Source organism: Actinosynnema sp. CS-041913 (assembly GCF_050942485.1).
GTDB lineage: Bacteria > Actinomycetota > Actinomycetes > Mycobacteriales > Pseudonocardiaceae > Actinosynnema.
The window spans coordinates 8,066,582-8,088,532 of sequence record NZ_CP192037.1 but is presented as its reverse complement, the minus strand read 5'-3'; the positions used below and the strand labels follow the sequence as shown (position 1 = coordinate 8,088,532).

Genomic DNA, 21,951 nt, shown 5'->3' with positions numbered 1-21,951 from the left:
GTGGTGTAGTCGACCATCGGAATACGACGTCCCTTCTCAACCGGAGAAGACCGAGTAGGTGAAGTTGACCAGCATCGCCGCCGCTCCGACGACAGCGCCGAGGAACACTCCGCCCACCACGCCACCGATACCGATCGCCCTGGCATGCTGGAAACCGAGGCGAGGGCCGACCACCGCGATCCCGATACCGATCACCACGGCCGCCAACCCGCCCACCAACACGTACATCGCGATCGAGTTGACCAACGACTCCATAGCGTCCAAACCCGGAGCGTTGCGGCCGTCCTCGATGTCGATCGGCGCGAGGGGACCGTCGGGCGGGACGCTCGGTTGCCGAGGACGCCACCGTACGGACAGAATCCTCATCACACACTCCTCCAATGCGATTGCCGCGCAAGCAAAGCCACTGTCGCGGCGAGCTGCGTCGCCGTGTGACGGGCGGTACGGCTGCCCATAACCGAATGGCAGGAGCGGGCCAGCCTGCTGTCGTAGGGCATCCGCATCACGCCTGCCACCGCGTCACCGGCCGCGGCTTCCGCCGCCGCAGCGGCATGCGGCCACTTCCCAGGACGGTGTTGGACCGGGACGATCACGGCCTTGGACGACAGGTCCGTGCGGGTGTCGACCGCCAGCAGCTCCACCAGACAAGCACAGCGGCGCAGCTCATCCGCATCGGCCCGGCACACCACGACGAGCACATCGGCGACGGTCGCGCAGACCCTCGTCAGGACGTGCATGTCCGCCGCACAGTCCACAAAGGTCACCCGACACGCCTGGGCGCTGAGGTGCAGCACGCGCAACAGCTCGTCGGGACTGATCGTCGCGAAAGGCTGCGGATGGGCACTTCCGCCGAGCCTGGTGATCCAGGACTGCCGACCGGGCAGCGAGCGGCCGAACTCGACATGGCGGGTCTCATGGAGCATCGAACGCACAACCGCGACACCATCACCGGCATCGAGCAGCCGCCAGAGCTGACACCAGTCCACCTCGCGACCCGCCTGCCGCAAGGGCAGCCGCCGCGCCAGGCCCGGCCACAACGACGCCGCCGCGTCGACCGCGACCACCGGTCCCGGATGGTAGAGAGCAGAAGAGACCGCCAACTGCGCCGTCACGGTCGACCGCCCCGCACCTGCGACCCCGACCACCGCGACCACATGGCTGGTGGTAGAGGTTCGACGAAGGATCTCCGTCGCCGCCGAACGACTACGAAGCCTGACCGGGGACGCGAACAAACCCAGGGCATCTCCGCCGGGCGGCAGCACCGGGACGGGTGGTGGCGGCTCCGGCACCTGGTGGATCTCGCCGAGGACAGCAGACGACGCAGGAACGGGCACAGGCCGACCACCCCACGGAGGCGTCACCACTGGCGCACCCGTCACCCGAGCACCGTCAACCCCGGCGAACTCGCCGAACTCCGGACTGGACACCGGAAACCTCCTGTCGTCGACCGTCAGCTACCCGCTGGGATGGGCCGTGCCGCGACGCCACGGAAGTCGCCGCCGAGCCGCACCGACGACACCTTCACCACATCACCCGACGCCGGTGCCTCGACCATCCGATGCACCCCGTCGAACACACCGAGGTACATGGCCACGTGATGAGTCCCCCAGAACAGCAGATCCCCCGGCTGTGCCTGCGCGAACGCCACCACCGACGTCGCGCGGGTCAACTGCGCGTCCGACGGCCTGGTGAGCCGCACCCCCGCCTGCGCGTAGGCGTACAACGTCAGGCCACTGCAATCGAACCCGACCTTGGCGAAATCACCGTGCGCGTCGGCGACACCGTGATCCCTGGCCCCCTGAGTCGGGCCGTGCTCATCGCCGCCACCCCACGCATACGTCGTGCCCAGCCACGCCAACGCCGCACCGATCGCCTGCGCGATCCGCGGCGAGGCAGCGACCACCGTCCCGACGACCTTCGCCTCCGGCGGAAGCTCCACGGTGTTTCCCCTGACACGCACCGGAACCGGCCCCGGGACCGACTGTTCCTCGCACGCCGTCGCGCGGTCGAACATCGTGGCGGTGACAGCCTCGGCCCAACTCTGGTGCTTGGCGTACTCGACGGCTCCCGCGCCGCTGGCCTGCACCACCTGTGCCAGCTCGTGATTCGGTCGCGGATCGACCGCGTAGCGCGGCACCCGCGTGAGCAGCACGGAGAAGAAGCCCTTCGCCGCTGCCGCCGGGTCGGTCCGGTCATACCCGGCGTATGCGTGATCCGGGCCTGGCGCGATCTGCTGGAACGCACCGACCGCCTGACCGACAACGACCTCGGCCCGCAAGGTGCTCTCCTGCATCGCGGTCTGCAACGCGATGGTCGCGCCGCGCCGCTCGGTGCCCATTCCCCTGGCTGTAGCCACAATCGCGGTCACGACGGCCATCTGGGACGCCGACAGGCGCACGCTAGTTGTGCTCCCGGCAGTTTCGTCGGAGGCGGCCAGGACACAGGACAGCGGTCCGGAGACTGCGTCCGCTTTCCAATACACCACAAGCATTCCACCGACCATCACGGTCAAGAGCAGGGCGACGACGACCATCGAGAAGGTTTTCATCAGCCCGCTCGCAACCGGATCTTGAAGCGATACGGGAACGGGCCGGAGACCCAGAACAGGTCCGCTTCACCGGCGGGCGCGATCCCGGAAGCCGTGCCGGCCAGACCCGGTACCTCGGCGCGGATACGGGCGATGCTCGCCACCGCGGTGACCCGACCACCGGAGAGTTCGACGCGGACCACCCAGTCCGACCCCGACACCAACGCCCACACCTGCGGACGCCCGTCAGCGTGCACGCACGCCAGCCCGCCCAACCGTTGCGCCGCCGCCCAATGGCCGGTGATCCTCACCGAACCGACCTCGACGAAGCGTTCGGGATGCCGCAACACCAACCGGTTCGCCCCGTCGCTGTGGACCAGGACCTCCCCGGTGTGGCACAACCCCCAACCCTCACCGACGAACCCGACCCGCCGCGTCTCCTGCAACGTCACCGGATCACGCAGAACCGCCACGCCACCATCGAGGGTCGACTGCCACAGACCCGCCGGAACCAGCGCCAGCCCGCCGGCACGCATCCCACCGGGCAGATCGACCTGGTGAACCACCCGGCCACTGTCAGGACGGACCACCCTCACCGCACTGCCCGACGCCGTATCGACGGCCTCGACCAAAACCCCGCCGGCTGCGGCCAACCCACGACCGGCCGCACCATCCGAACCGACCTTGGCGACGACCCGCGCCGAGACGACGAGCACACCGCCCGCCCCGACGGTCGAGGACAACGGGACCGCACTCGGTGGCACCGCCGCCTGGTACGTCGACGAAACCTGAGGTGCAGGCGAACACGCCGTGAGCCCGAGGCAGATCACCACCAGCCGAACCGCACGCCGTCCGATCGCCGGAGCCTTCATCCCGCACCGCCCCTCTCGAAGTAACCGATGAGAGACGAGAATGACTCCACAAACGGGCTATGCAGTCGATCGCCAGCCCGATTACTGGGTTTCCCGATTTGCGGAAGCAGACAGCAATGGCGTGCGTCAGCTTTCCGTAGTGCGGACAGATGGTTTCCGTGTCCTGGTAAAAATGGACCACCCGGCATTATCGGGTTAGGGTCACTGTTATCGCCGAACTACCTCATCGATCCGCCGAATGTCATCTCGCCTCGGTGTTCTGAACTGACGCAGGGAGGGTGTATGAGAGACACCGACCGGCTCCAAGAAATTCCCCGAATACCTCCCACAGTGCTGTCGGACCGCCTGCGGTGCGCCTCGTAGCCGGGTATCGCGACGCAGCTGCCCGACGCCCGACTCAAGGCAGGTGCCGCCCATCACTTCACCCGCTCCCGTCACCGCGGCTCGCCGTGAGACGGCCCGACCCACCGGAGGAACCCATGCGCACCTACAACGGGGAAGTTCCGAGGTTCGACCCCGACGCGATGATCCACCACCGCCGACGAGCCAGGATCACCCAAGTCGAACTCGGTCGCCGCCTCTGCGTACACGATAACCAGATCTACCGCTGGGAGAAGGGCATCACCCCCATCGCCGCCGACGACCTCCGCCGAGTGGCCAGGGAACTGCGAGTTGTCCCAGCACAACTACAACGCCCACTCGACAGCCCACCGACACTGACCGACCTGAGGAGCCTGCTCGCCATCACACCCACAGAACTCGCGCGCCGACTCGCCGTCAAACCCCAACGACTAGCCCACTGGGAACGAGGACACCTCGGCCCAGAACACGGACCACTGCTCGCCGCCCTACTCGGCATCAGCGATGCCTCCGTCCGCGACTACGAACACACCGGCCAACTACCCGTACCCCTCGCCCACCGCCTTGCCCGCGCACTCCGAACCAACCCCGAGATCGTCTCCGCAGCCTTCCTCGCATCCCGCCGCGCCGCATCTCCGCACGCCCAGGCCGCCTGAATCGCGTATTCTTCATTCCACTCATTCGAATACACCCACCCCCTTGTCCGACCCGGCAATCAATCCTGACACTGAGACAGCGACCGGCGCCCGGACGAGCTTTCGAAGGAGTCGAGGACATGCCAAACCACCCACACAACGGCAACAACCCAGACCCACGAACGCCCATCCGACTACTCAGCCCCGCCGCCTGGCCCCGTCGACACGTCGTGCAGCCGAGAGTTCCCACCAACCACTTGGATCAACACCAGGACGGCCACGACGCCCCGGCGCGCGGCGACTACCTCGACCGCCTCCTCCAGGTACTGGAATCCGTCGCCAAAGCTCGCCGGCCACTCACCCTCTCCGAAATATGCCGGGAACTGTCACTGCCGATGACCACTGTCCACAGGCTGTTGGTGGCACTGTGGAAAACCGGAGTCCTGCAACGAGACAACAGGCGGCGTTACCTGCTTGGCGGACGCCTCGTCGCCCTGATCACCGAACCGGACGACTCCGGCAACGACGCATCATGACGACCCCGCGGTCCGGCCCCAGGAACCATTCCCACTTGCGCGAGGAAGACCCCGGATGAAGGGTAGGCGCGGGCGTCGGACTGGGACTACCCCCGCTCGCGCGGGGAAGACACCACCTCGCCACGAAAGCCCCTCAGATCCCGGGACCACCCCCGCTCGCGCGGGGAAGACATGGTCCGGCCGTCGGCATAGCCGGGATCCCACGGACCACCCCCGCTCGCGCGGGGAAGACACAAATGCGGACGTAACCTCCCGGCCTGGCCCAGGACCACCCCCGGTCGCGCGGGGAAGACACCCACAGATTTGCCCGCAGCGCCGGCCGGCCCGGACCACCCACGCTCGCGCGGGGAAGACGAGGGCGGGGCAACGTCGTACGAGTTCGGCCTGGGACCACCCCCGCTCGCGCGGGGAAGACCCCGACTGCAAACGCGCACACGCGCTGTACGAGGGACCACCCCCGCTCGCGCGGGGAAGACCGGTCCGGCGGCACGTCTCCGCCGGCCCCCGTGGGACCACCCCCGCTCGCGCGGGGAAGACGACACCGTCCGCGTCGCCACGAACCGGCAGCACGGACCACCCCCGCTCGCGCGGGGAAGACGCCGCCAGGTCCATGTTCGCGACCAGGTGGCTGGGACCACCCCCGCTCGCGCGGGGAAGACCGAGATGTTCGCAATGGACTCCTCGGACTGCCCGGACCACCCCCGCTCGCGCGGGGAAGACTTGGCCGGCCAGCCCGGACCGCTCGCGGTGGAGGGACCACCCCCGCTCGCGCGGGGAAGACATGGTGGGTCTGCTGTCGATGTTCCGCATGTGGGGACCACCCCCGCTCGCGCGGGGAAGACACTTCGTGACCAGCGAGTTTACAACGCCATAGGCTAGTTTTGATTCGGTTCATCACGGTGTCGTATGGGTGTTCGTCTGGTGGGCTTGCGACGGTGGGGTGGGCCGGCCCCCACACGGGGTGCGTGGCCGCTGGATCTGTCTGTCGGAGGATGGGCTGGTGGCACTGGGGCAGGGGGTCAGTGTCGCGATCTTGTCATGCCCGTGCCCAGCACCCCTCGACATGGTTGCCGACCACAAGGAGGGCGATCAGTTCCTCTCTGAGATCGACACCTATCTGCCGATGTTGGGGCGTACCAGCGGACGTACAGCCTGATACGCAGCGTGGACCGAGCGCGGCCGGTGACCTCTCCTGGGACAGGAGATGGGGCGCAGGCCGCGCTCGGTACGAGATGGACGTGCCCTTACACCTCGGGTTGGGTCAGTGAGCACATCACGCGGCCCTCCACGACCAGGAGCCTGGGGGGTGTCGTGACGTAGTAGGCGTTGGCGACCTGTTCTTGTGGCCAGTAGTACTTCGTGCCCCATGGTCCGACACAGGCGCCGTAGCGCTTGCCGTTGGCGATGTCGACGCGGATGAGGATGAACGAGTCCACGCAGTGGCTGTAGCGGGAGACTGCTCCGTTGTTGTGGTCCGGGTTGACGTGGACGAAGCCGCACCCGGAGGCAAGTCGGTCGTCATTGGCTGACGCCGACGGTGGTGCCACTGTCATGAGCGCCGCCGCGAGTGTGGCGACGATGACGCTGGACATCGTTGCAGGGCATAGGTTTCTGTGTTGCATGGTGACCGCCTCACGTTGGGACAAGGCTTGCGGTCACGAGCATCGGTCGGGGCGACGGTCGCCGGGAATGATGTCGAGGCTTCGAATGCTAAGGAATAGACGTCGTCGGGGACTGCTCGGTGTCCGGGATCGGGTCGAGGTAGGTGGCGCCGCCTGAGGCGGTCACGCGGTCGTGGATGCGGTGGTTGTGTTCGACCATGCCGGTGAGGGTGTCGGGGGAGTCGGCGGTTCGGAGTACGGAGAACAGGAACACGATCGGTGTGTCGGGCACCTTGAGCAGGGGTGTGGCGAGTCGCGTGCGGAGGATCGGGTAGACGAGGGCCAGGCCTGTGCCGCCTAGGCTTTGTCGGTCCAGTTCGGACAGTGTCCGGGTGATGAGTTCTTCGGCGGTGTGATCGGCGAGGAGCGTGTTGCTCCACGGGTGTGGGTGTTGCCACGGTCCGAGGGTGCGGAGCAGGGCGACGTCGTCGGCCATGCGGTCGAGGAAGTCCCGGTAGCCGGTGTCGGTGACGGTGTCGCCGCCCGTGATGTGACCGAGACCCTCCAGAAGACGAGGGCTGTCTGGTGTGGACGGTGGTGTGAAGTAGGTGGTGGCTTCGAGTTGGTAGGTCCACGTGCCGCTGTCGTCTGGCTTGACCTTGCCTTCGAGGTAGTCGACGCGGCGGTCGCTGGCCAGTCGGCGTTGGTCGGCGAGCAGGTCGGACAGGCGGTTGTACCGGAGGATGTGTCTGCGGGCGTGGGTGTGGGCCGGGATGAGGCGCAGGGTGGCCCGGACGATGACGCCGTGCCGGCCGCGGCCTGCCCGGACGGCGTCGAACAGTGCGGGTTCAACGGTGGGGGAGCAGGTGCGGTGGCTGCCGTCGGGGGTGACGACGTCCAGTTGCAGCACGTTGTCGGTGTGGGCGCCGTGGTGTCGACTGGTGCCGCCGAGTCCGCCGACGGACAGGGTGCCGCCCACCGACAGTTCGAGGTAGTCGGTCAGGACAGGGGGCGTGAGGCCGTGGGCCAGGGTCGCGGTCAGCACGTCGCTCCAGCGCGCTCCGGCTTCCACCGTGACGTGGTCCGCGGCGACGGGCCCCACTGTGTCGAAACCGCGCATGTCCAGGACCATCCCGTCGGGAGACTGGGCCTGACCACCGGTGGAGTGGCCTTCGGCACGAGGCACGACCGGGATCGCGTGTTGATGGGCGAAGCGTTGGATGGCGCAGACGTCGCGCAGTGACCGCGGACGGGCGACCGCGAGCGGCCGGTGGCGGACCACGCGACCGAAGTCCTCGGCCGCCCACGTGAGGTCGGCGTCGTCGGTCGACAGCACTCCGTCCAGCGGCGGCACCGGAATGTGATCGGGTTGGGGTGGGCCGCTGAGGAAACGACGCTGCGCGGGGTCGAAGCAGGTGATTCCGGAGGGCAACTCGTCTCCTCAGGGGTCTGCGCGTCCGGTCATCCGGCCCGCCGAGGCACCGGAACGGCCTTCCATTCCAACGTATCGAGTTCGGTGCGAATCGCGGCGGCCCGGACGTCGCCGAGCGCTTCGAACAGCAGGAGCGCCTCTGTCCACGCCCGGTGTGCACGTTCGCAGTCGCCCAGGTCCCGGTGGCGGTGACCGAGCTTGCGCGGCAGTTCGGCCCGACTCCACCGGTCGGCCACGGCCGAGCTGGCGGCCAACGCACGGTTGAGGTGGTCCAGCGACGCGACCTCGTCGCCCTGGTCGCGGTAGACGTCGGAGACCTTGTCCAACGCACAGCTCTCGGCTTGCCGGTCGCCACGCGCACGAAACACGGTGATCGCTTGCGCCAGCAGGTCCAGGGCATATCGGTGGTCGCCGAGCGCCCGATGGGCGTCGGCGAGATAGGCCGTGACGATGGCCCAAGACCACTCGTCCCCGAGTTCGGAGCACAACGTCCGCGCATGGTCGTACTTGTCGGCGGCCGGTTCGTAACCGCCTTGGGCTTGCAGGACCCGCCCGACCCCCAACAGACTCCACACCTGGCCGGCGCGGTCGCCGTCCTCGGTACGCAGCGCCATCGCTTCGCCGAAGCAGTTCCCGGCCTCGACCAGACGGTGTTGTGCCAAGTGCGCGTTCCCCAGGTTGTTCAGGATCCAGCCCTGGGCGGCACGGTCGCCACATCGCCGTGCCTCGTCCAGGCAACGTTCCAACGGGCCGATCCAGACCCGCCAGGGGTGACGCCAGTACAGGTAGTCCGACAGCACCATCGGCAGACCGAGCGCGACGTCGTGAATACCGTGCAGAGCCGCATGTTGTGTCGCCGCGGCGAGGTTGGCCAGTTCGGTTTCGCACCACGCGACGGCCTCGTCGACCGTGGAAAACGACATGGGCTGCGGCATCGACAACATGACCAGGCCCTCGACGGCAACCTGCGGCCGGTTGGGGGACATCACCAGGTTCGCCGTAGCCGCTGTGCGCAGATACCAGTAGAGAAGGCGTCGAGACGCGCTCTCGATGTCGGCGGGCGACTCTTCGGTAGTTGCAAGCTCGACCGCGTAGTCGAGCACCAGGTCGTGGAACCGGTACCGCCGACGACCCGCTTCGTGCAGAAGGTGGACGCCGGCGAGCATGTCCAACAGCCGACACGTTACGGACCGTTCGCAGCCGGCCAGGGCCGACGCCGCGTCGACACCGAATTCGTGTCCAGGATGCAGGCTCAGCAGCCGGAACAGCCGTGCGGCAGCGGGCTCCAGCGCGCGGAACGACCACGACAACACCCCACGCACCGCTTCATCCGCGTCATAGGGCGACAGGGCGTCCAGCCGATGATCGGCCGTGGACAGATCCTCGGCCAGACCCGCGAGAGTCAGATGTCGGCTGGCCGCAACACGTTCAGCGGCGACACGGACCGCCAATGGCAAGCCGCCGCAGAACCTCGCGATCCACTCTGCGGCCTCGCGCTCCGCATCCACCCGCTCACACCCGACGACGTCGCGCAACAGGGCGACGGCGTCGTCCTGGCCGAACCTGTCGACCGTCAGACAGCGGGCCCCGTACTGCACGGCGAGCCCCGACAGGCGCCGCCTGCTCGTGACGATCACCAGACAACCGGGCGACGCCGGAATGAGCGAGCGGACCTGCTCGATACGCGCGGCGTTGTCGAACACGAGAAGCATCCGCGTGCCGTTCAGCACCGTGCGAAGCAACGCCGCGCGCCAGTCCAGCGTCGTGGGGATGTCCTGGGCCGGCACGCCCAGGGCCTTGAGCATGTCCTCCAACACCTCTCCGGGACCAACAGGATCACCATTCGCCGCATAACCATGCAGATCCACGAAAAGCGTGCCGTCGGGAAAGCGGCTCTTGATCCGGTGCGCCCACGCGACGGCGAGTGTCGTCTTACCCACACCCGCTTCACCGTCGAGCGCGACCACGTCAGCCGAAGGGTTGTCGCGCTTCCCATCCAGCAACCGATCCAGCTCTTGGAGCACGGCGACACGGCCGACCAGGTGCGGCGACGGCGGCAACTGGGCAGGCTTCACCGTCACCCTGGAACTCGTTCCGACCGAACTGAGGAACAGCGCCACGAAGACGCCGTCGGTTCCGAACGCCACGTCACACGCTCGTGCGAAGCCCTCGGTAGGAGGCTTGTGACCATTCTCCACATTGGAATAGTGGCTCGGGCTGTACCCCATCCGGCGTGCCACCGAGCCCTGAGACTCCCGCCCCCGCTGCCTGCGCAACGCCTCCGCGAACGACCCGTGGTCCGCATGTGTTGCCGAACTGGTACTCGTAGTCTCTTCCACCCGACTTCACCGCCCCCTCGTCGTATCCCAGACGGCTCCGGTGGCGTCACGTTGGTCCCTTCCGGCAACACATCCGAGAATTTGATCATAGGTGGAATCGGCGGCGAAGTATCGATGTTGGCATATGATTCCCTGGTCGGGGGATGGTTCATTCTTTCGGTGTACGCACTCTTTTCAAGAGTTGACAATGCGTCAACTTGATGGAACAGGCCGAAGCCCGATGCCGTCCTGGCCCGCGCCGGTCACCGTCGACGCGGAGATCCTGTCCGCCAGCGAGGCGCTGCTGGCGCGCCTCGGCGTGGACGCTCAAGATCGGCGATGACGGCGAGACGAGGCTTGTGGTGCTGTCCGTGCCGATGAGCAGGGCACGTCTCTCAGGTGATGCCGGCCGCTCACTTCCTGACGACCAAACGGGTTGAGCTCTATCCACGCAGATACCACGACCCTGCACGGGCTCGGTTCGCGACGCGCGAACCGCAGCCGCATGGTCCACTTCCCCAGACCGATGCGCCAGACACCGCGATCGCGGCAGCCCGCGCACCGGCCGCCGTCATCCGGCTGGTGCCCGTCGAGCAGCACGTTCAGCGTCCTGAGAAGGGGCGGCATCTCGGATGCAGCCACCGTCGCCCACGTCTTGTCGTCTCCTTGCTTCAGTATGCGTGCAAGGGCGTCGAGATGGGCCCGGAAGCCGCTCGCGAGGGCGCTGGTCGCGACAGCGTTCAGCCCGGTATGAGACGGCATCCTGATCACCCGCTCCCGCTTGACGGTGTCGCACGAGGTGTCGGCCGAGCGGTGCGTCCGTGGCATCGACGCGGGGAACCGGCGAGCACCTCGGCACGCGTGCGTACGCCGATCTCGCGACGCCATGCGTCGTCGCAGACCTGGCATTCCGGGGCGAACCCCAGGCGCCGCAGGACATACGGAAGCGTGACGAACCGGCCGCACAGCGTCCTGCCGCTTTGACCCGGGCACATCACGAACGCGACCGCGTGGCGGTTCTGCAACACCTCAACCCAACGAAAGCGTGGGAGCTGGTCGACGGACATCACGCTCACCGCACCCACCCGTGTGCCAGCCCATGCACGACGCCACGCGCGGAACGGAACGCCATGTCGTCGCCGCAGCGACCGCGGTCACGGCCGCGTTGCCTCGGAGGCATCACCTCGAAGTGCACGTCACGACATCGATCCGTGGACCTCGGTACACCGGTCGCTACCGTCCGGACCGTCCGCGTTGTCGCCATCTCTCACCACCACGCACCCGATGGCCGGACAGGCAGGCCGACGTGCGCCACGAGCCGAGCCAGCCAGGCTCCGCCGAACAGCCTGGGCGGACCGACCGAGGCGTCCCGCCACCGTTGCACGGGCCGACGGGACGTTCCCGTGACGCACCAACGATCGCCTGTTGCTGACATCTGTTCCCGCACAACGGAAATCATGATCGCTCCTTAACCAAGTCCGGATAGATGGAGGCTCGCCACGGATGCCGGAGAAAACTCAGAGCGGGCAGAACGATCTGTTGCCCGGTGTGGTTACCGGCACCTTGAGTCGGAGAAGGTCGGCTGCCACCCCTCCAAAGGGGTGTGGCCGAGGCCGGTGATGAAGGTTCAGCGCTTGGCGGGAAGGCGCTCGACCACCGGGCCGGCGATCATCCGAACCTCCGGGCCCGCGAGCACTCGGTGACCGAGAGCCAGAGGCATGGTGAGAGCACCGATGAGCCCGCCGATGGACAGGAGGATGCGCTGACCAACCGGATCAACGCAGGCGGGAAGCCCGTACTCCTGACGGTAGAAGGCGCACCGTTCCTGGGGAGTCGAGCCGGGCTGGACGTCGAGTCGGGAATGCGCGCTCGTTATCGGGGGCTGCGTGGCTGGGGCGCCGGAACCGTCAACACCCTGGGGCGCGGAGGGCGGACGGTCCGACATCCTCGGTGCTTCGGGGCGTGTTGGGGGCTCCTGGCGGCATCGCGCGATGCGACGTCGTTCGCCGAAGCACCACCAAACAGCACCGAGTCCAGCCACGCAGCCCACCATGAGAAGGAGCGTCGCTGCGACCGCCAACCCGGACCTCCAGATCATCGACGAGGGGGCATCAATGACACTGGGATCGAGCGCGGCCACCGCAGCGGCGACGTTAACTTGAGTAGACATCGCTCCACGCTCCCCTTGGCCTGCGAGTTTGTTCAAACTCAAGGCCTACGATAATCTGAGTAGACAAGTTATGGCCGTGTTCGAACGGGTGAACTGTAGATACGCTGCGTGACACGTCACCCTGTCAACGTGGAGGACGCCGTGACGGAGCACCCGAGGCTGCAGTTGCCGCCGGCAGTGATGAAGGTCGTGCTGGGCAGGCAACTCGCACGCCTCCGGGAAGACGCGGACGCCACCCAGGACGATGCGGCAGAGGTGCTCGGCTGCACCCAGAAGAAGATCTCGCACATCGAAGGCGGCAGCGGTATCTCGCTGCTGGAGTTGAACGCATTGCTCGACCGCTACAGCGCCGACGACGGGGACCGCAGCTACGCGCGGGCGCTGCAAGCCGAGAGCGACAACCGCAGGAAGAAGGGTGCGTTCAGCACCAGGTTCCCCGAGCACCTTCGCCTGCTGGTCGACATGGAGCCCAGTTGCAACCGGTACTCCTCGTACCAGACCCTGTTCGTACCGGGTCTGCTGCAAACCGAGGCGTACATGCGGATGAACCTCCGCGCGTGGAGGCCCTCGCTGACGCCCAGGCAGGCCGACGCGAACACCGCCAACCGGTTGGCCCGTCAAGGTGTTCTGGACAGCGAGGACCAGCACTTCTGGTTCATCGTCGACGAGGCGGCCCTGCGTCGCACCGCGGATCCGGGCGTCTTGAAGGAACAGCTGCTGCACCTCGTCGAGAACATCGTCGACCGACCCAACGTCGAGTTCCAGGTGGTGCCGTTCGGCGTCGGCTTCTACATGGGCCAGGGGCGGGACTACACGATCTTCGGCTATGACACGAAGCCGGCAGTCGACATCATCTACCTGGAGCACGACGAGGGCGGCGAGTACGTCGACAACAGCAAGCGAACAACGCGGTACCTGACGCGCTGGGACTACCAGAGGGCAGCCGCGAACGGTCCCGAGCAGAGCCGACGACTCCTGCTCGACCTCGCAGCTTCACTGTAGGCAGACCGTGGCAGGAGAACAGAAGGGCACGAGGCAGTCGATGAACATCCAGAACGCCCACAAGGGCGACCTCGACACCAACTTCGTCGAATGGCAGAAGTCGCCCTTCAGCGGGCCCCCGGACAACCAGTGCGTCGAAGTCAGCATCACCGGCAACGCCGTTGGCCTGCGGGACAGCACCAAGCCCGCCGGCGCGGTCCTCGTATTCACCCACGGGGAGTGGGAGGCGTTCCTCCGCGGCGTGGTGTCCGGCAGCTTCCGGTTGCCCGGCGCTCAGTAGGGCAGTTGGGCGGCGGTTGCCCAACCGTCGCCCCATCGCCCAACCGTTGCGATCGCTGGTCACCGTTCTCCGCGCCTCTGGTATTCCCGCTGGTCGGCGTCGTCAACTGATCAAACCCCGACACACGCCCGGAACACACCCTCCACAAGCCCTCCACTGCCCTGCCAATGCCGCGCTCGGCGTGTGGAGCCTTACCCTCGGTCTTGTGGACGCCACATGGTCGGACGAGGAGGACCGCGTGGGACCACGCCGCAGTTCGCCGCCCAAGCACTCGCCGAACGCACGTCTCACCTGGGAACGGCTCCAGCGGGGCTGGAGTCGCGAAGAACTGGTGCAGCAGATCAAGCGGAGCATGCAGGATGCGGGTGAGCCCGCGTCCGGCCTGAACGTCGAAGTCGTTCGGCGGTGGGAGTCCGGTGACCGCAAACCCGAGCCGCGATACCAGAAGCACCTGGTGCTGGTCTTCGAGCTGCCGGCCAGCGAGCTGGGTCTGCTCTCGTCGGAGGAGATGGTGCTGCGTCCCACCTCGACTGCGACGCCGAGCGCCTTGGACGAACAACTCGTCGACGCGATCGTGAGGAAGGTGACGATGGTGCTGCTGGGTGCCGGTGGTGAGTTCAACCGGAAGCTGTTCCTGACAGGGTTGCTCGGTGCGAGCCTCGCGCCCCTGCTCTCGCGCGGGATGGCGATCCCGGAGGGTGTCGAGGCGTTGACCCGACCGCATCGGAACCGACTCGATCCCGGCGGCGTGGATGCCTTCTCGATGATCGTGGCGTCCCACCGCGACCTGTACTGGTCGAGTCCGGCCGTCGGCCTCCTGCCGTCGGTGGTGTCCCACGCGCAGTTCGGCGAGAACCTGCTCAAGGCGACGTCCGGCACCGACGAGTCGGTGCGCCGGCTCGGCGCGGCGGTAGCCGAGAGCGCCCTGCTCGCAGCGCGGCTCGCCTTCTTCGACTTGGACCAGACCGACCTGGCGGAGTCGTTCTTCCAACTCGCCCAGGACGCAGCCGACCTGTCCGGTGATCACACCCTCACGGCGGCCGTGCTGGCACACCGCGCGTTCGTTCCCGGATTCGCCGGACGAGAGCAGGACGCGCGTGCCTTCCTGAAGGCGGCCCACGCGCACGCGCGCTACAACGCCGGACCGCTGCTGAGGTCATGGCTGTACTGCGTCGACAGCGAAGTGTCGGTGCGGATCGGACACACCGAGACGGGCGTCGCTCGCATCAGGTCCGCCGAAGACGCCCTGACCACGACCGGAACCGACCCCGTGTGGCTCGACTTCTTCGACCCTTCGCGACTGGACGGGTTCGCCGGCACCACCCTGTTGCTGGCCGGCCGGCCACGCGCAGCGGAGCTTCGGCTACAGGGTTCCCTCGGCGGCCTGGCCGACAACGCGGGCAAGCAACGAGCCGTCCTGTTGCTCGACCTCGCCGCGGCGCAGGCGCCCACCGACGCGGAACAGGCATGCGCCACTGCCCGTCAGGCGTGCGATGTGCTTGTCGACCACCGCTACGCGACCGCGCTCAAGCGGGTTCCCGCCGTCCAGCAGGCCGTGAGCACAACCCGATACGCGGCCGAGCTGGGCGAGCAGGTCCATGCATTGAAGAGCACCGTGGGCATGATCTGAATCAGCTTCGGCCGTTGTGCTCGGCCACGCGCGCCGGAAGGTCGGACAGTCCGTCGAGCTTGAACAGGCAGCGGTCCTCGACCTCGGCCGCGCTGAGGATGTGTCCCCAGGGCCCTCGGCGGATCAAAGCGGTCGCGATACCCATTTCTTGAGCAGGTCGGATGTCGTTGTCCAACCGGTCCCCGACGTAGAGGATCGCTTCCGCGGGCACTCCGGCCTCACGGACGACACGGTCGAAGAAGGCGAGCGAGGGCTTCTGCACCCCCCACCCGTCGGACGTGCCGACCACGTCCACCGGTAGCGCCAACGCCTTCAGGATGCGTTCCGCCCTGGCTGTCTGATTCCCGGCCACACCCACGCGCAGACCCAAGTCACGGAGTTCGCGAAGACAGGGACGCGCATCCGCGTACAAGTTCTCCTCGGAGAAGCTCTCCGGCTGCCCGGCTTCCGCACGGCGCTCACGCTCCTCCGCGAGGTCGAATCCCGGCCGGAAAACCTGGAACGTCTCGCGATAGTCCTTCCCCTGCGCGATGATGGCTCCGAATACAGCGGAGAACGTGTGCCGGGGAACGCCGAGCCAATCCGCCCAGGTCCCGTACTCACGACTTTCGTCGACCAGGACTTCCCCCACATCGAAGAAGACCGCCTCAAGCTTCGCCACGCTCAGTTCCCTCCGTCAACCTGCCACCGCCTGTCATGGTGCCGGACGTCGGTGCGTGCGTCGCCTACGGGGCCAGACGTCTGACCATTGTCGACGGTCGACGGCATCTGGAGGGTCGATGGAGGGGCGCTGGCTGGTACCTCGGTCGCTTCCGCGGTGTTCAACTAATCGGGCCCATTGCATCGCCCATGGATTCTGTGGGAGCAACCAACCCCCGCTCGGGCCTGACGGAGACACCATGACGCTGACGGCCAACCTCGCCCTGCAATCTCCACCACTCGATCACACGGACCTCCGGCTAAGTCACAGCCCATCGCGCGATGGGGTGCCGGGTATGGGTAGGGCCCCGAAACCGCAATCCGGCACAAGCCGGTTGGCAAGGCAACAGGTGGCGATCCTCGTGACCGCTCCGTCGCGACGGAGCAGCCGAGGTTGTGGTCGTTCTCGCGTGGTCCGCCACGCGCGGAACGAGCAGGTCGTGGACTCCGACATCACGGTGGAGGCGTTGCGCCACGACATTGCGCGGTACTGCCGGAAACGAGGCCACCCGCTCTGGCGGACAGCGGTCGACCGCGGGGTGCCCGGCGACCAGGTGGATGGCCGGATCGGGTTCACCGCAGTAGTCGACATTCTGACCATCGAGCCGGTCGTATTGCCGTTGGACGAGTGGTGATCATCGTGTCGGCGTTCGGGGAGTTGTTGGTGCCTGTGCGTGAGGCGGTGGCGTGTGGGCGGGTGGATGTCGGCGCGAGGTCGTTGTCCGGTGTGTGGATGAAGGTTCCTGATGACGTGGAGCGGCGGGAGCTGGTGGAGGCGAGGTCGTTGGCGGGACGGTTGTTGGCGTTGGGGCCGTGCTCGGAGAAGGTGGCGGTGATGTTCCAGTGCGCCGTGTCGTTCTTCGCCCGCCGTGGCGCGTTCCGGGACGCCTTGTGGTCGGGGCGTTGCGGGTTGGCGGTGTGGAGGAACCGGGACCGGTGTGAGCAGGCGACGGAGGCTTGGACGGAGGGGACGCGGGAGGGGTATGTGTCGGCGTTGAGTTCGTTGGCGTCGGTGTATCGGGCGCAGGGTCCGCGGTGGCATCGGATGATCGATTGTCTGGACGAGGCGGTGGAGATGCTGCTCGCCCGTGGTCACGAAGAGGGTGCGGCGTGGGCGTTTCGCGAGTTGGCCGCGTTGATGTCGGAGGCGGGTCGGTATGGCAGGGCGGTGTACTACGCGGGCCGCGCGGACCAGTTCTACACGCGGCTGGAGCTTGGCCCGGAGGTTGCCCGGTGTCGTGCGGAGTGCTGGGTGTTGCAGGCCCGTGCCTATTGGGCCGAGGGCCGCGATCACCAGGCTGCGCGGCGTCTTGTCGCCCAGGCGGTCCAGGCGTTGGACGGCGCCGAGGACGGCGCGGATGTCGAGGGGCGTGACCTGCTGGCGGTGATGCGGGTGCCGGGGGTCGGCGGGTTGCCGGAGCCGGGTGTGTTGCGGGTGGGGGAGTTCGGCGTCGCGTTGTGGGATTCGGCTCCACCGGTTGTGAGGCATCGCGAACCGTGCGGTCAGGGGGCGTGATCGCCCGCGAGGCCGTGTTGTGCCATCCCCGGCGAACCGTACGCGTCGGGGTTGGCGGCGGGCGGCTGTGTTCGAGCACGCGTCCAGTCGGACGCGGTGCTCCGCAGTGCGCACGCCTCCGGGGTGGCGAGGCCGGAGGACGGCCCACCGGCAGGGCGACTCTCCGGGCTCGCCACCCACGGACCTTCCATACCCCTGCCGTCATGTGAGTGGAGCCGCCATGGACACGGAGTTCCGAGTCTTCCGCAAGCAGCTGATCGAACTCTCCAACGACCTCAGCCGCGTGATCAGGAGGGTGAACGACGAGATCAGCGGACACGACACAGTGGACTACGAGGTGCCCTTCGACCGGGCACTGCACCTGTTGTCGATCAAGCTCGGCGAGGCGCAGAACCTGACAGCCGCGGCGTCGCGATACCTCACTGTAGGCCCCGAGCCCGACCTTCCGAGTGTTCCGGAGGAAACCGACTTCTTCCTCGGCACCGATCAGGTCCTGGCCGAAGGGCATGCCGCAGTCGCACAGGCCATGGGCAAGGACTACGCCGACGAGATGTTCGGCACCCGACTGTCCGGGGTGGTCGTCACCGCAGTGACCGCAATTGAACACCCCGAGCGTCACCCGGGACCGTGATCGCGTGGCGTTCCTTGGCCCTGGAGTGAGGGAACACATGGAACGCGTCGGCCTTACACACCAGGCTACTCACCAACTATTCCGACAAATGGCCCCATGAAGATTCGAGGAGCGATGACCACCGCCGACCAGGAAGACACCACCCGGAACAGCGACCATGCCGTCAACTGGTACGTGACGGCGAGCGCCCCTCCCCGGTTCGCCATAGTCCGGTACGTGAGGCAGGACCTTCCCGGCACCGGTGTGCCCCGTGGGGTTCCGGAGGTCGTGGCCTGGGGAACGCAGTACCCGTCCCAGGTCGTTTTGGCCATGGACGACGGCGCATCCACCTACGTCACCAGCGACGCCACCAGCGCACTGGCGGCCATCGGCCGCATGGAGAACACCGAAGTCCACTTGCACCCGGTCAACCCCGACCACCACACGAAGCCGCTCGCAGCGTCGGACTTCCTCGGTGAAGCACCTGCGGTGTGGACGCCGACGACGTCCACGACGAAGTAGGACCACCCATAACCGACTTGGTGAGGTGCCGGCAGCACCTGAGAGGGTGCCGGCGCATGAGGGTTGGATGACCTGGCGACGGCGATGCCGGCCGGATGATGCCGAGTCCGCGCCGTCGCCTGGCTGCCCGTCTGAGAACGGTCTGGTCGGGAAGTGGCACTGGGAGGCAACGGTTCGCCGCCACGGTCGGCGCCGTGCTTCGAGATGGCGCTCGAAGGCGGCTGTCTGTCGTCAGCGTCCGACGGCGCGTGCCGATGGTGGCGGTAGGGCTGCGTGTCGCGCGGGGGCCTCCGCGCTTGTGCTTGAGGAGGATCTCGACGGTGACTGCGGATCCAGGTGAAAGAAGGATCACTGTGGGTGGTGATCCTTGTGTGGCGGTCCGGGACAGCTTCCGCAGGGTCGCGCGTGAGGCCGGATACGACTCCGACTACGCACTGGCCGAGGCGATGGGCGTCGACCGGTCGACGGTGCAACGAGTGCTCGACGGCCGGATGCGTCCGGGCAACAGGTTCATCGCGGCGGCACTGGCGACACTCGGCCCACGCAGGTTCAACCAACTCTTCTGGATCAAGTAGCACGACGGCGGCCGAGGCGCCGGGAACGATCGTGACCGGCGTCGTCGGGGCGGGAACCGAGTCGCCGGCCCTGGACCGAAGTCCGGACACGCTGCCCGACCTGTGTGACGATTCCACGTCGACTCGAACATGTGTGCGAAGGGATGCTAGGTTGCGGGTCATGGACGTGCCGCAACTGCCGACCGCCGAACCGCAGGGCCCGCTGCGTCGCCGCCTGGACAGCACCAACACGTGGGTCGCGATCCTGCCCGCCACCTGCCGGCCACAACGGCACGCCCTGGCGGCGACCGGGTATCGAGCGGTGCTCCGTGACGGCGTGCTGGACGTCGTCTGCACCGCCTGCACCGCCGAGCACGGTGCCGCGCCCCACTGGAGGCTGACGACCGACGGTCCCGCGTGCGATCGCGCCGAACTCGACGACGCACCGTACCGGGACCTGGTCGCCTTTACGCTGCGGCGAACACCGGCACCGTAGGGGGAGCGGTCTGGTGCTGGACAGTCCCTACACGCGCTACGACGGCGACGTCCTGCACGGACGTTATCCGGTGCTGACCGGTGTGTGGGTCGACCTCGCCGCGGCGTTTCCCAGACCGTCCGGCGTCCCGCGCCGGGTGGTGGCTGACGGCCTGGACATGACCGGTTCGGTGCCCGGGGTGTTGTCGGGTTGGTTCCGCAGCGTTGACGGTGACTGGTACGGCGTCGTCAACTATCCGATTCGCTACGCCGACGGACGACGCGCCCACGTCCAACTCGCCGACCAACTCCTCCCGTCCACGGCACTGCGCAAACGCGACTGACCACAGCAACGTCCCTGAGAGCCCTGCCGGTTTCCGGCTTGCTACGTCGCCAGGTGAGCCGGACGACCGGCTTGCCTGGCGGTACCCGGCTCGCGGTGGAGTTCCTGGCGGAGGCGCTTCTCCAGGGCTCCGGATTCGGCGAAGTGGTTCGCCGCGATGCGGATCGGGCCGATGCCGCAGCGCCTCCGGTGCAAGTCGCGGTCAACGGGGCTATGACGATCGTCTTGGTGGGCGAGGCTTCGTGTTACAGCTCGTACACCCCGCTCTCGGCGTGGTTGCCGATGACCTCCTCGGTGAACACGCGCTCCAGCGCGGGGGCCACCTCGAACACGGCCCTGTAGTTCCCGGAAAGGTCGATGTTCTCGCTGTTCAAGGGTGGAGTTCCGGAGCGGCCGAGGTGGGGAAGACTTGATCGACGACGCGGCCTCGCCGTACATCGCGGGACCACCCCCGCTCGCGCGGGGAAGACACCTGGGAGAACTTCAGGGGCTCGATCGCAGAGGGACCACCCCCGCTCGCGCGGGGAAGACTCAAACCACCACCGCGATCGACCACTCCGGCAGGGACCACCCCCGCTCGCGCGGGGAAGACCGCTCACACCCGAGGAAAGCTCGACCTGCCTGGGGACCACCCCCGCTCGCGCGGGGAAGACGTGGCAGGTGTGGTGATCTCGGTCGCGGCGGCGGGACCACCCCCGCTCGCGCGGGGAAGACCCGACGAGTTTGGTGAAGCGCTGGATGCGTTCCGGACCACCCCCGCTCGCGCGGGGAAGACTCCAGGTGGTCGGCCAGCCACTCGTTGTCACCCGGACCACCCCCGCTCGCGCGGGGAAGACTGCGGAAGTGGCTCGGCAAGTGAACGACCACGCGGACCACCCCCGCTCGCGCGGGGAAGACGGCACCTCGGCCACGGGCACCGTGCTCGGAGCGGGACCACCCCCGCTCGCGCGGGGAAGACGGCCCGGAAACCTGGATCACCAACGCTCGTGGGGGACCACCCCCGCTCGCGCGGGGAAGACGGATGGGAGCTGCCCGAGGTCCGCGGCGGACTGGGACCACCCCCGCTCGCGCGGGGAAGACCCACTGCCGCCGCTCCGCCAGCTCCTCGGGAACGGACCACCCCCGCTCGCGCGGGGAAGACGTCTACGACCTGGTCGGGCAGTGGCTCGACCCGGGACCACCCCCGCTCGCGCGGGGAAGACTTCTCGCCGGTGGCCTCGTTTTCCACAGTCGACGGACCACCCCCGCTCGCGCGGGGAAGACTCGGCCTGACTCTTCAGGCCTTCCCACGCGCCCGGACCACCCCCGCTCGCGCGGGGAAGACCACAGGGCGATGTTGCTGCCGACGATCGCCAGGGGACCACCCCCGCTCGCGCGGGGAAGACGTGTCCAACGCGGACGCCGCCAACGCCCAGACGGGACCACCCCCGCTCGCGCGGGGAAGACGGCCTGAAGGAAGTTCTAGGGGATCGCGGGCTTGGACCACCCCCGCTCGCGCGGGGAAGACGGCACCCCGGTGCGCGAGGACGGCAGCCAGGAGGGACCACCCCCGCTCGCGCGGGGAAGACCAGCAGCGTGGCCTCGGCGGTGGCGGTCACGGCGGACCACCCCCGCTCGCGCGGGGAAGACAGCGCGCGGCCGAACGGCCCTCGCGCCCAGGCGGGACCACCCCCGCTCGCGCGGGGAAGACGCCGCGCAGTCTCCGGCGGCGGACCTGTCGGTGGGACCACCCCCGCTCGCGCGGGGAAGACAACCTGGTGCCCGAGCCCGCCTCTTTGTCGTACGGACCACCCCCGCTCGCGCGGGGAAGACACTTCTTGACCAGCGAGTTTACGACGCCGTAGGTCGGTTTTGATTCGGTTTGCCGTGG

General features: G+C 67.7%; 22 protein-coding genes and 2 CRISPR repeat arrays. Of the genes, 12 read left to right on the top strand and 10 right to left on the bottom strand.

Features of this window, described 5'->3' with window-relative positions; translation table 11 throughout:
- Nucleotides 1–36: 36 nt before the first annotated feature.
- The 4 genes from ACQPZF_RS36395 to ACQPZF_RS36380 form a co-directional block, all read right to left on the bottom strand.
- Nucleotides 37–366 carry a hypothetical protein gene (locus ACQPZF_RS36395; RefSeq protein ID WP_433264892.1) on the bottom strand — a complete coding sequence of 110 codons (330 nt, stop codon included), beginning with the start codon at nt 364–366 and terminating at the stop codon, nt 37–39.
- Nucleotides 366–1,112 carry a hypothetical protein gene (locus ACQPZF_RS36390; protein WP_433264890.1) on the bottom strand — a complete coding sequence of 249 codons (747 nt, stop codon included), beginning with the start codon at nt 1,110–1,112 and terminating at the stop codon, nt 366–368. Before ACQPZF_RS36390 ends, ACQPZF_RS36395 begins: the two co-directional genes overlap by 1 nt.
- 338 nt (nt 1,113–1,450) lie before the next feature.
- On the bottom strand, nt 1,451–2,548 hold the full coding sequence (locus ACQPZF_RS36385; RefSeq protein WP_433264888.1) for a C40 family peptidase: 1,098 nt from the start codon (nt 2,546–2,548) through the stop codon (nt 1,451–1,453).
- Entirely contained in the window at nt 2,548–3,243 is a 696-nt protein-coding gene (locus ACQPZF_RS36380) for a glutaminyl-peptide cyclotransferase (RefSeq protein WP_433274873.1), read from the bottom strand. The genes ACQPZF_RS36385 and ACQPZF_RS36380 overlap by 1 nt, the downstream gene beginning before the upstream one ends.
- Nucleotides 3,244–3,878: 635 nt before the next feature.
- On the opposite strand from ACQPZF_RS36380, the gene ACQPZF_RS36375 reads away from it, so the two are divergent.
- Nucleotides 3,879–4,415 carry a helix-turn-helix transcriptional regulator gene (locus ACQPZF_RS36375; RefSeq protein WP_433264886.1) on the top strand — a complete coding sequence of 179 codons (537 nt, stop codon included), beginning with the start codon at nt 3,879–3,881 and terminating at the stop codon, nt 4,413–4,415.
- Nucleotides 4,416–4,651: 236 nt separating this feature from the next.
- Nucleotides 4,652–4,930 (top strand): helix-turn-helix domain-containing protein, encoded by a 279-nt coding sequence (locus ACQPZF_RS36370; RefSeq protein WP_433264884.1) that lies wholly within the window; start codon nt 4,652–4,654, stop codon nt 4,928–4,930.
- 83 nt (nt 4,931–5,013) lie between these two features.
- Nucleotides 5,014–5,772: direct repeats of the CRISPR family, unit length 28 nt; unit sequence GGACCACCCCCGCTCGCGCGGGGAAGAC.
- Nucleotides 5,773–6,174: 402 nt separating this feature from the next.
- Here the strand turns inward: ACQPZF_RS36370 and ACQPZF_RS36365 are convergent.
- From ACQPZF_RS36365 to ACQPZF_RS36350, 4 genes are all read right to left on the bottom strand, one after another.
- The gene (locus ACQPZF_RS36365; protein WP_433264882.1) at nt 6,175–6,522 is read right to left on the bottom strand and encodes a DUF6355 family natural product biosynthesis protein; all 348 of its coding nucleotides are present in this window, start codon (nt 6,520–6,522) and stop codon (nt 6,175–6,177) included.
- 118 nt (nt 6,523–6,640) lie between these two features.
- The gene (locus ACQPZF_RS36360; RefSeq protein WP_433264880.1) at nt 6,641–7,963 is read right to left on the bottom strand and encodes an FAD-binding protein; all 1,323 of its coding nucleotides are present in this window, start codon (nt 7,961–7,963) and stop codon (nt 6,641–6,643) included.
- Nucleotides 7,964–7,992: 29 nt separating this feature from the next.
- Nucleotides 7,993–10,302 (bottom strand): tetratricopeptide repeat protein, encoded by a 2,310-nt coding sequence (locus tag ACQPZF_RS36355; protein WP_433264878.1) that lies wholly within the window; start codon nt 10,300–10,302, stop codon nt 7,993–7,995.
- Between the two features lie 746 nt (nt 10,303–11,048).
- Nucleotides 11,049–11,348: a zinc finger protein gene (locus ACQPZF_RS36350; protein ID WP_433274871.1), complete on the bottom strand. Its 300-nt coding sequence runs from the start codon at nt 11,346–11,348 to the stop codon at nt 11,049–11,051.
- Between the two features lie 1,232 nt (nt 11,349–12,580).
- Here ACQPZF_RS36350 and ACQPZF_RS36345 point away from each other — a divergent pair.
- From ACQPZF_RS36345 to ACQPZF_RS36335, 3 genes are all read left to right on the top strand, one after another.
- Nucleotides 12,581–13,453 (top strand): DUF5753 domain-containing protein, encoded by an 873-nt coding sequence (locus ACQPZF_RS36345; protein ID WP_433264876.1) that lies wholly within the window; start codon nt 12,581–12,583, stop codon nt 13,451–13,453.
- A 7-nt stretch (nt 13,454–13,460) separates the two neighbouring features.
- Nucleotides 13,461–13,733, top strand: a complete 273-nt coding sequence (locus ACQPZF_RS36340) for a DUF397 domain-containing protein (protein ID WP_433264874.1) — start codon at nt 13,461–13,463, stop codon at nt 13,731–13,733.
- Nucleotides 13,734–13,938: 205 nt separating this feature from the next.
- A complete protein-coding gene (locus ACQPZF_RS36335; protein WP_433264872.1) occupies nt 13,939–15,363 on the top strand; it encodes a helix-turn-helix domain-containing protein in 1,425 nt (474 codons plus the stop codon).
- Nucleotide 15,364: 1 nt separating this feature from the next.
- Here the strand turns inward: ACQPZF_RS36335 and ACQPZF_RS36330 are convergent, their stop codons facing one another.
- Nucleotides 15,365–16,024: an HAD family hydrolase gene (locus ACQPZF_RS36330; RefSeq protein WP_433264870.1), complete on the bottom strand. Its 660-nt coding sequence runs from the start codon at nt 16,022–16,024 to the stop codon at nt 15,365–15,367.
- A gap of 478 nt (nt 16,025–16,502) precedes the next feature.
- Between ACQPZF_RS36330 and ACQPZF_RS36325 the strand changes: the two genes are divergently transcribed.
- The 7 genes from ACQPZF_RS36325 to ACQPZF_RS36295 all read left to right on the top strand — a co-directional run bounded on the left by ACQPZF_RS36325 (nt 16,503) and on the right by ACQPZF_RS36295 (nt 20,082).
- On the top strand, nt 16,503–16,697 hold the full coding sequence (locus ACQPZF_RS36325) for a hypothetical protein (protein ID WP_433264868.1): 195 nt from the start codon (nt 16,503–16,505) through the stop codon (nt 16,695–16,697).
- Nucleotides 16,698–16,795: 98 nt separating this feature from the next.
- Nucleotides 16,796–17,578, top strand: a complete 783-nt coding sequence (locus tag ACQPZF_RS36320; protein ID WP_433264866.1) for a tetratricopeptide repeat protein — start codon at nt 16,796–16,798, stop codon at nt 17,576–17,578.
- 220 nt (nt 17,579–17,798) lie between these two features.
- Entirely contained in the window at nt 17,799–18,209 is a 411-nt protein-coding gene (locus tag ACQPZF_RS36315; RefSeq protein ID WP_433264864.1) for a hypothetical protein, read from the top strand.
- A 114-nt stretch (nt 18,210–18,323) separates the two neighbouring features.
- A complete protein-coding gene (locus ACQPZF_RS36310; protein WP_433264862.1) occupies nt 18,324–18,710 on the top strand; it encodes a hypothetical protein in 387 nt (128 codons plus the stop codon).
- Nucleotides 18,711–19,081: 371 nt separating this feature from the next.
- Entirely contained in the window at nt 19,082–19,285 is a 204-nt protein-coding gene (locus ACQPZF_RS36305; RefSeq protein WP_433264860.1) for a transcriptional regulator, read from the top strand.
- A 160-nt stretch (nt 19,286–19,445) separates the two neighbouring features.
- Nucleotides 19,446–19,760 (top strand): hypothetical protein, encoded by a 315-nt coding sequence (locus ACQPZF_RS36300; RefSeq protein ID WP_433264858.1) that lies wholly within the window; start codon nt 19,446–19,448, stop codon nt 19,758–19,760.
- Between the two features lie 13 nt (nt 19,761–19,773).
- Nucleotides 19,774–20,082: a hypothetical protein gene (locus ACQPZF_RS36295; protein ID WP_433264856.1), complete on the top strand. Its 309-nt coding sequence runs from the start codon at nt 19,774–19,776 to the stop codon at nt 20,080–20,082.
- A gap of 244 nt (nt 20,083–20,326) precedes the next feature.
- On the opposite strand, the gene ACQPZF_RS36290 is transcribed toward ACQPZF_RS36295, so the two are convergent.
- Complete coding sequence (locus ACQPZF_RS36290) at nt 20,327–20,455, bottom strand: hypothetical protein (protein WP_433264854.1); 129 nt, start codon at nt 20,453–20,455, stop codon at nt 20,327–20,329.
- 68 nt (nt 20,456–20,523) lie between these two features.
- Nucleotides 20,524–21,893: direct repeats of the CRISPR family, unit length 28 nt; unit sequence GGACCACCCCCGCTCGCGCGGGGAAGAC.
- Nucleotides 21,894–21,951 lie beyond the last annotated feature (58 nt).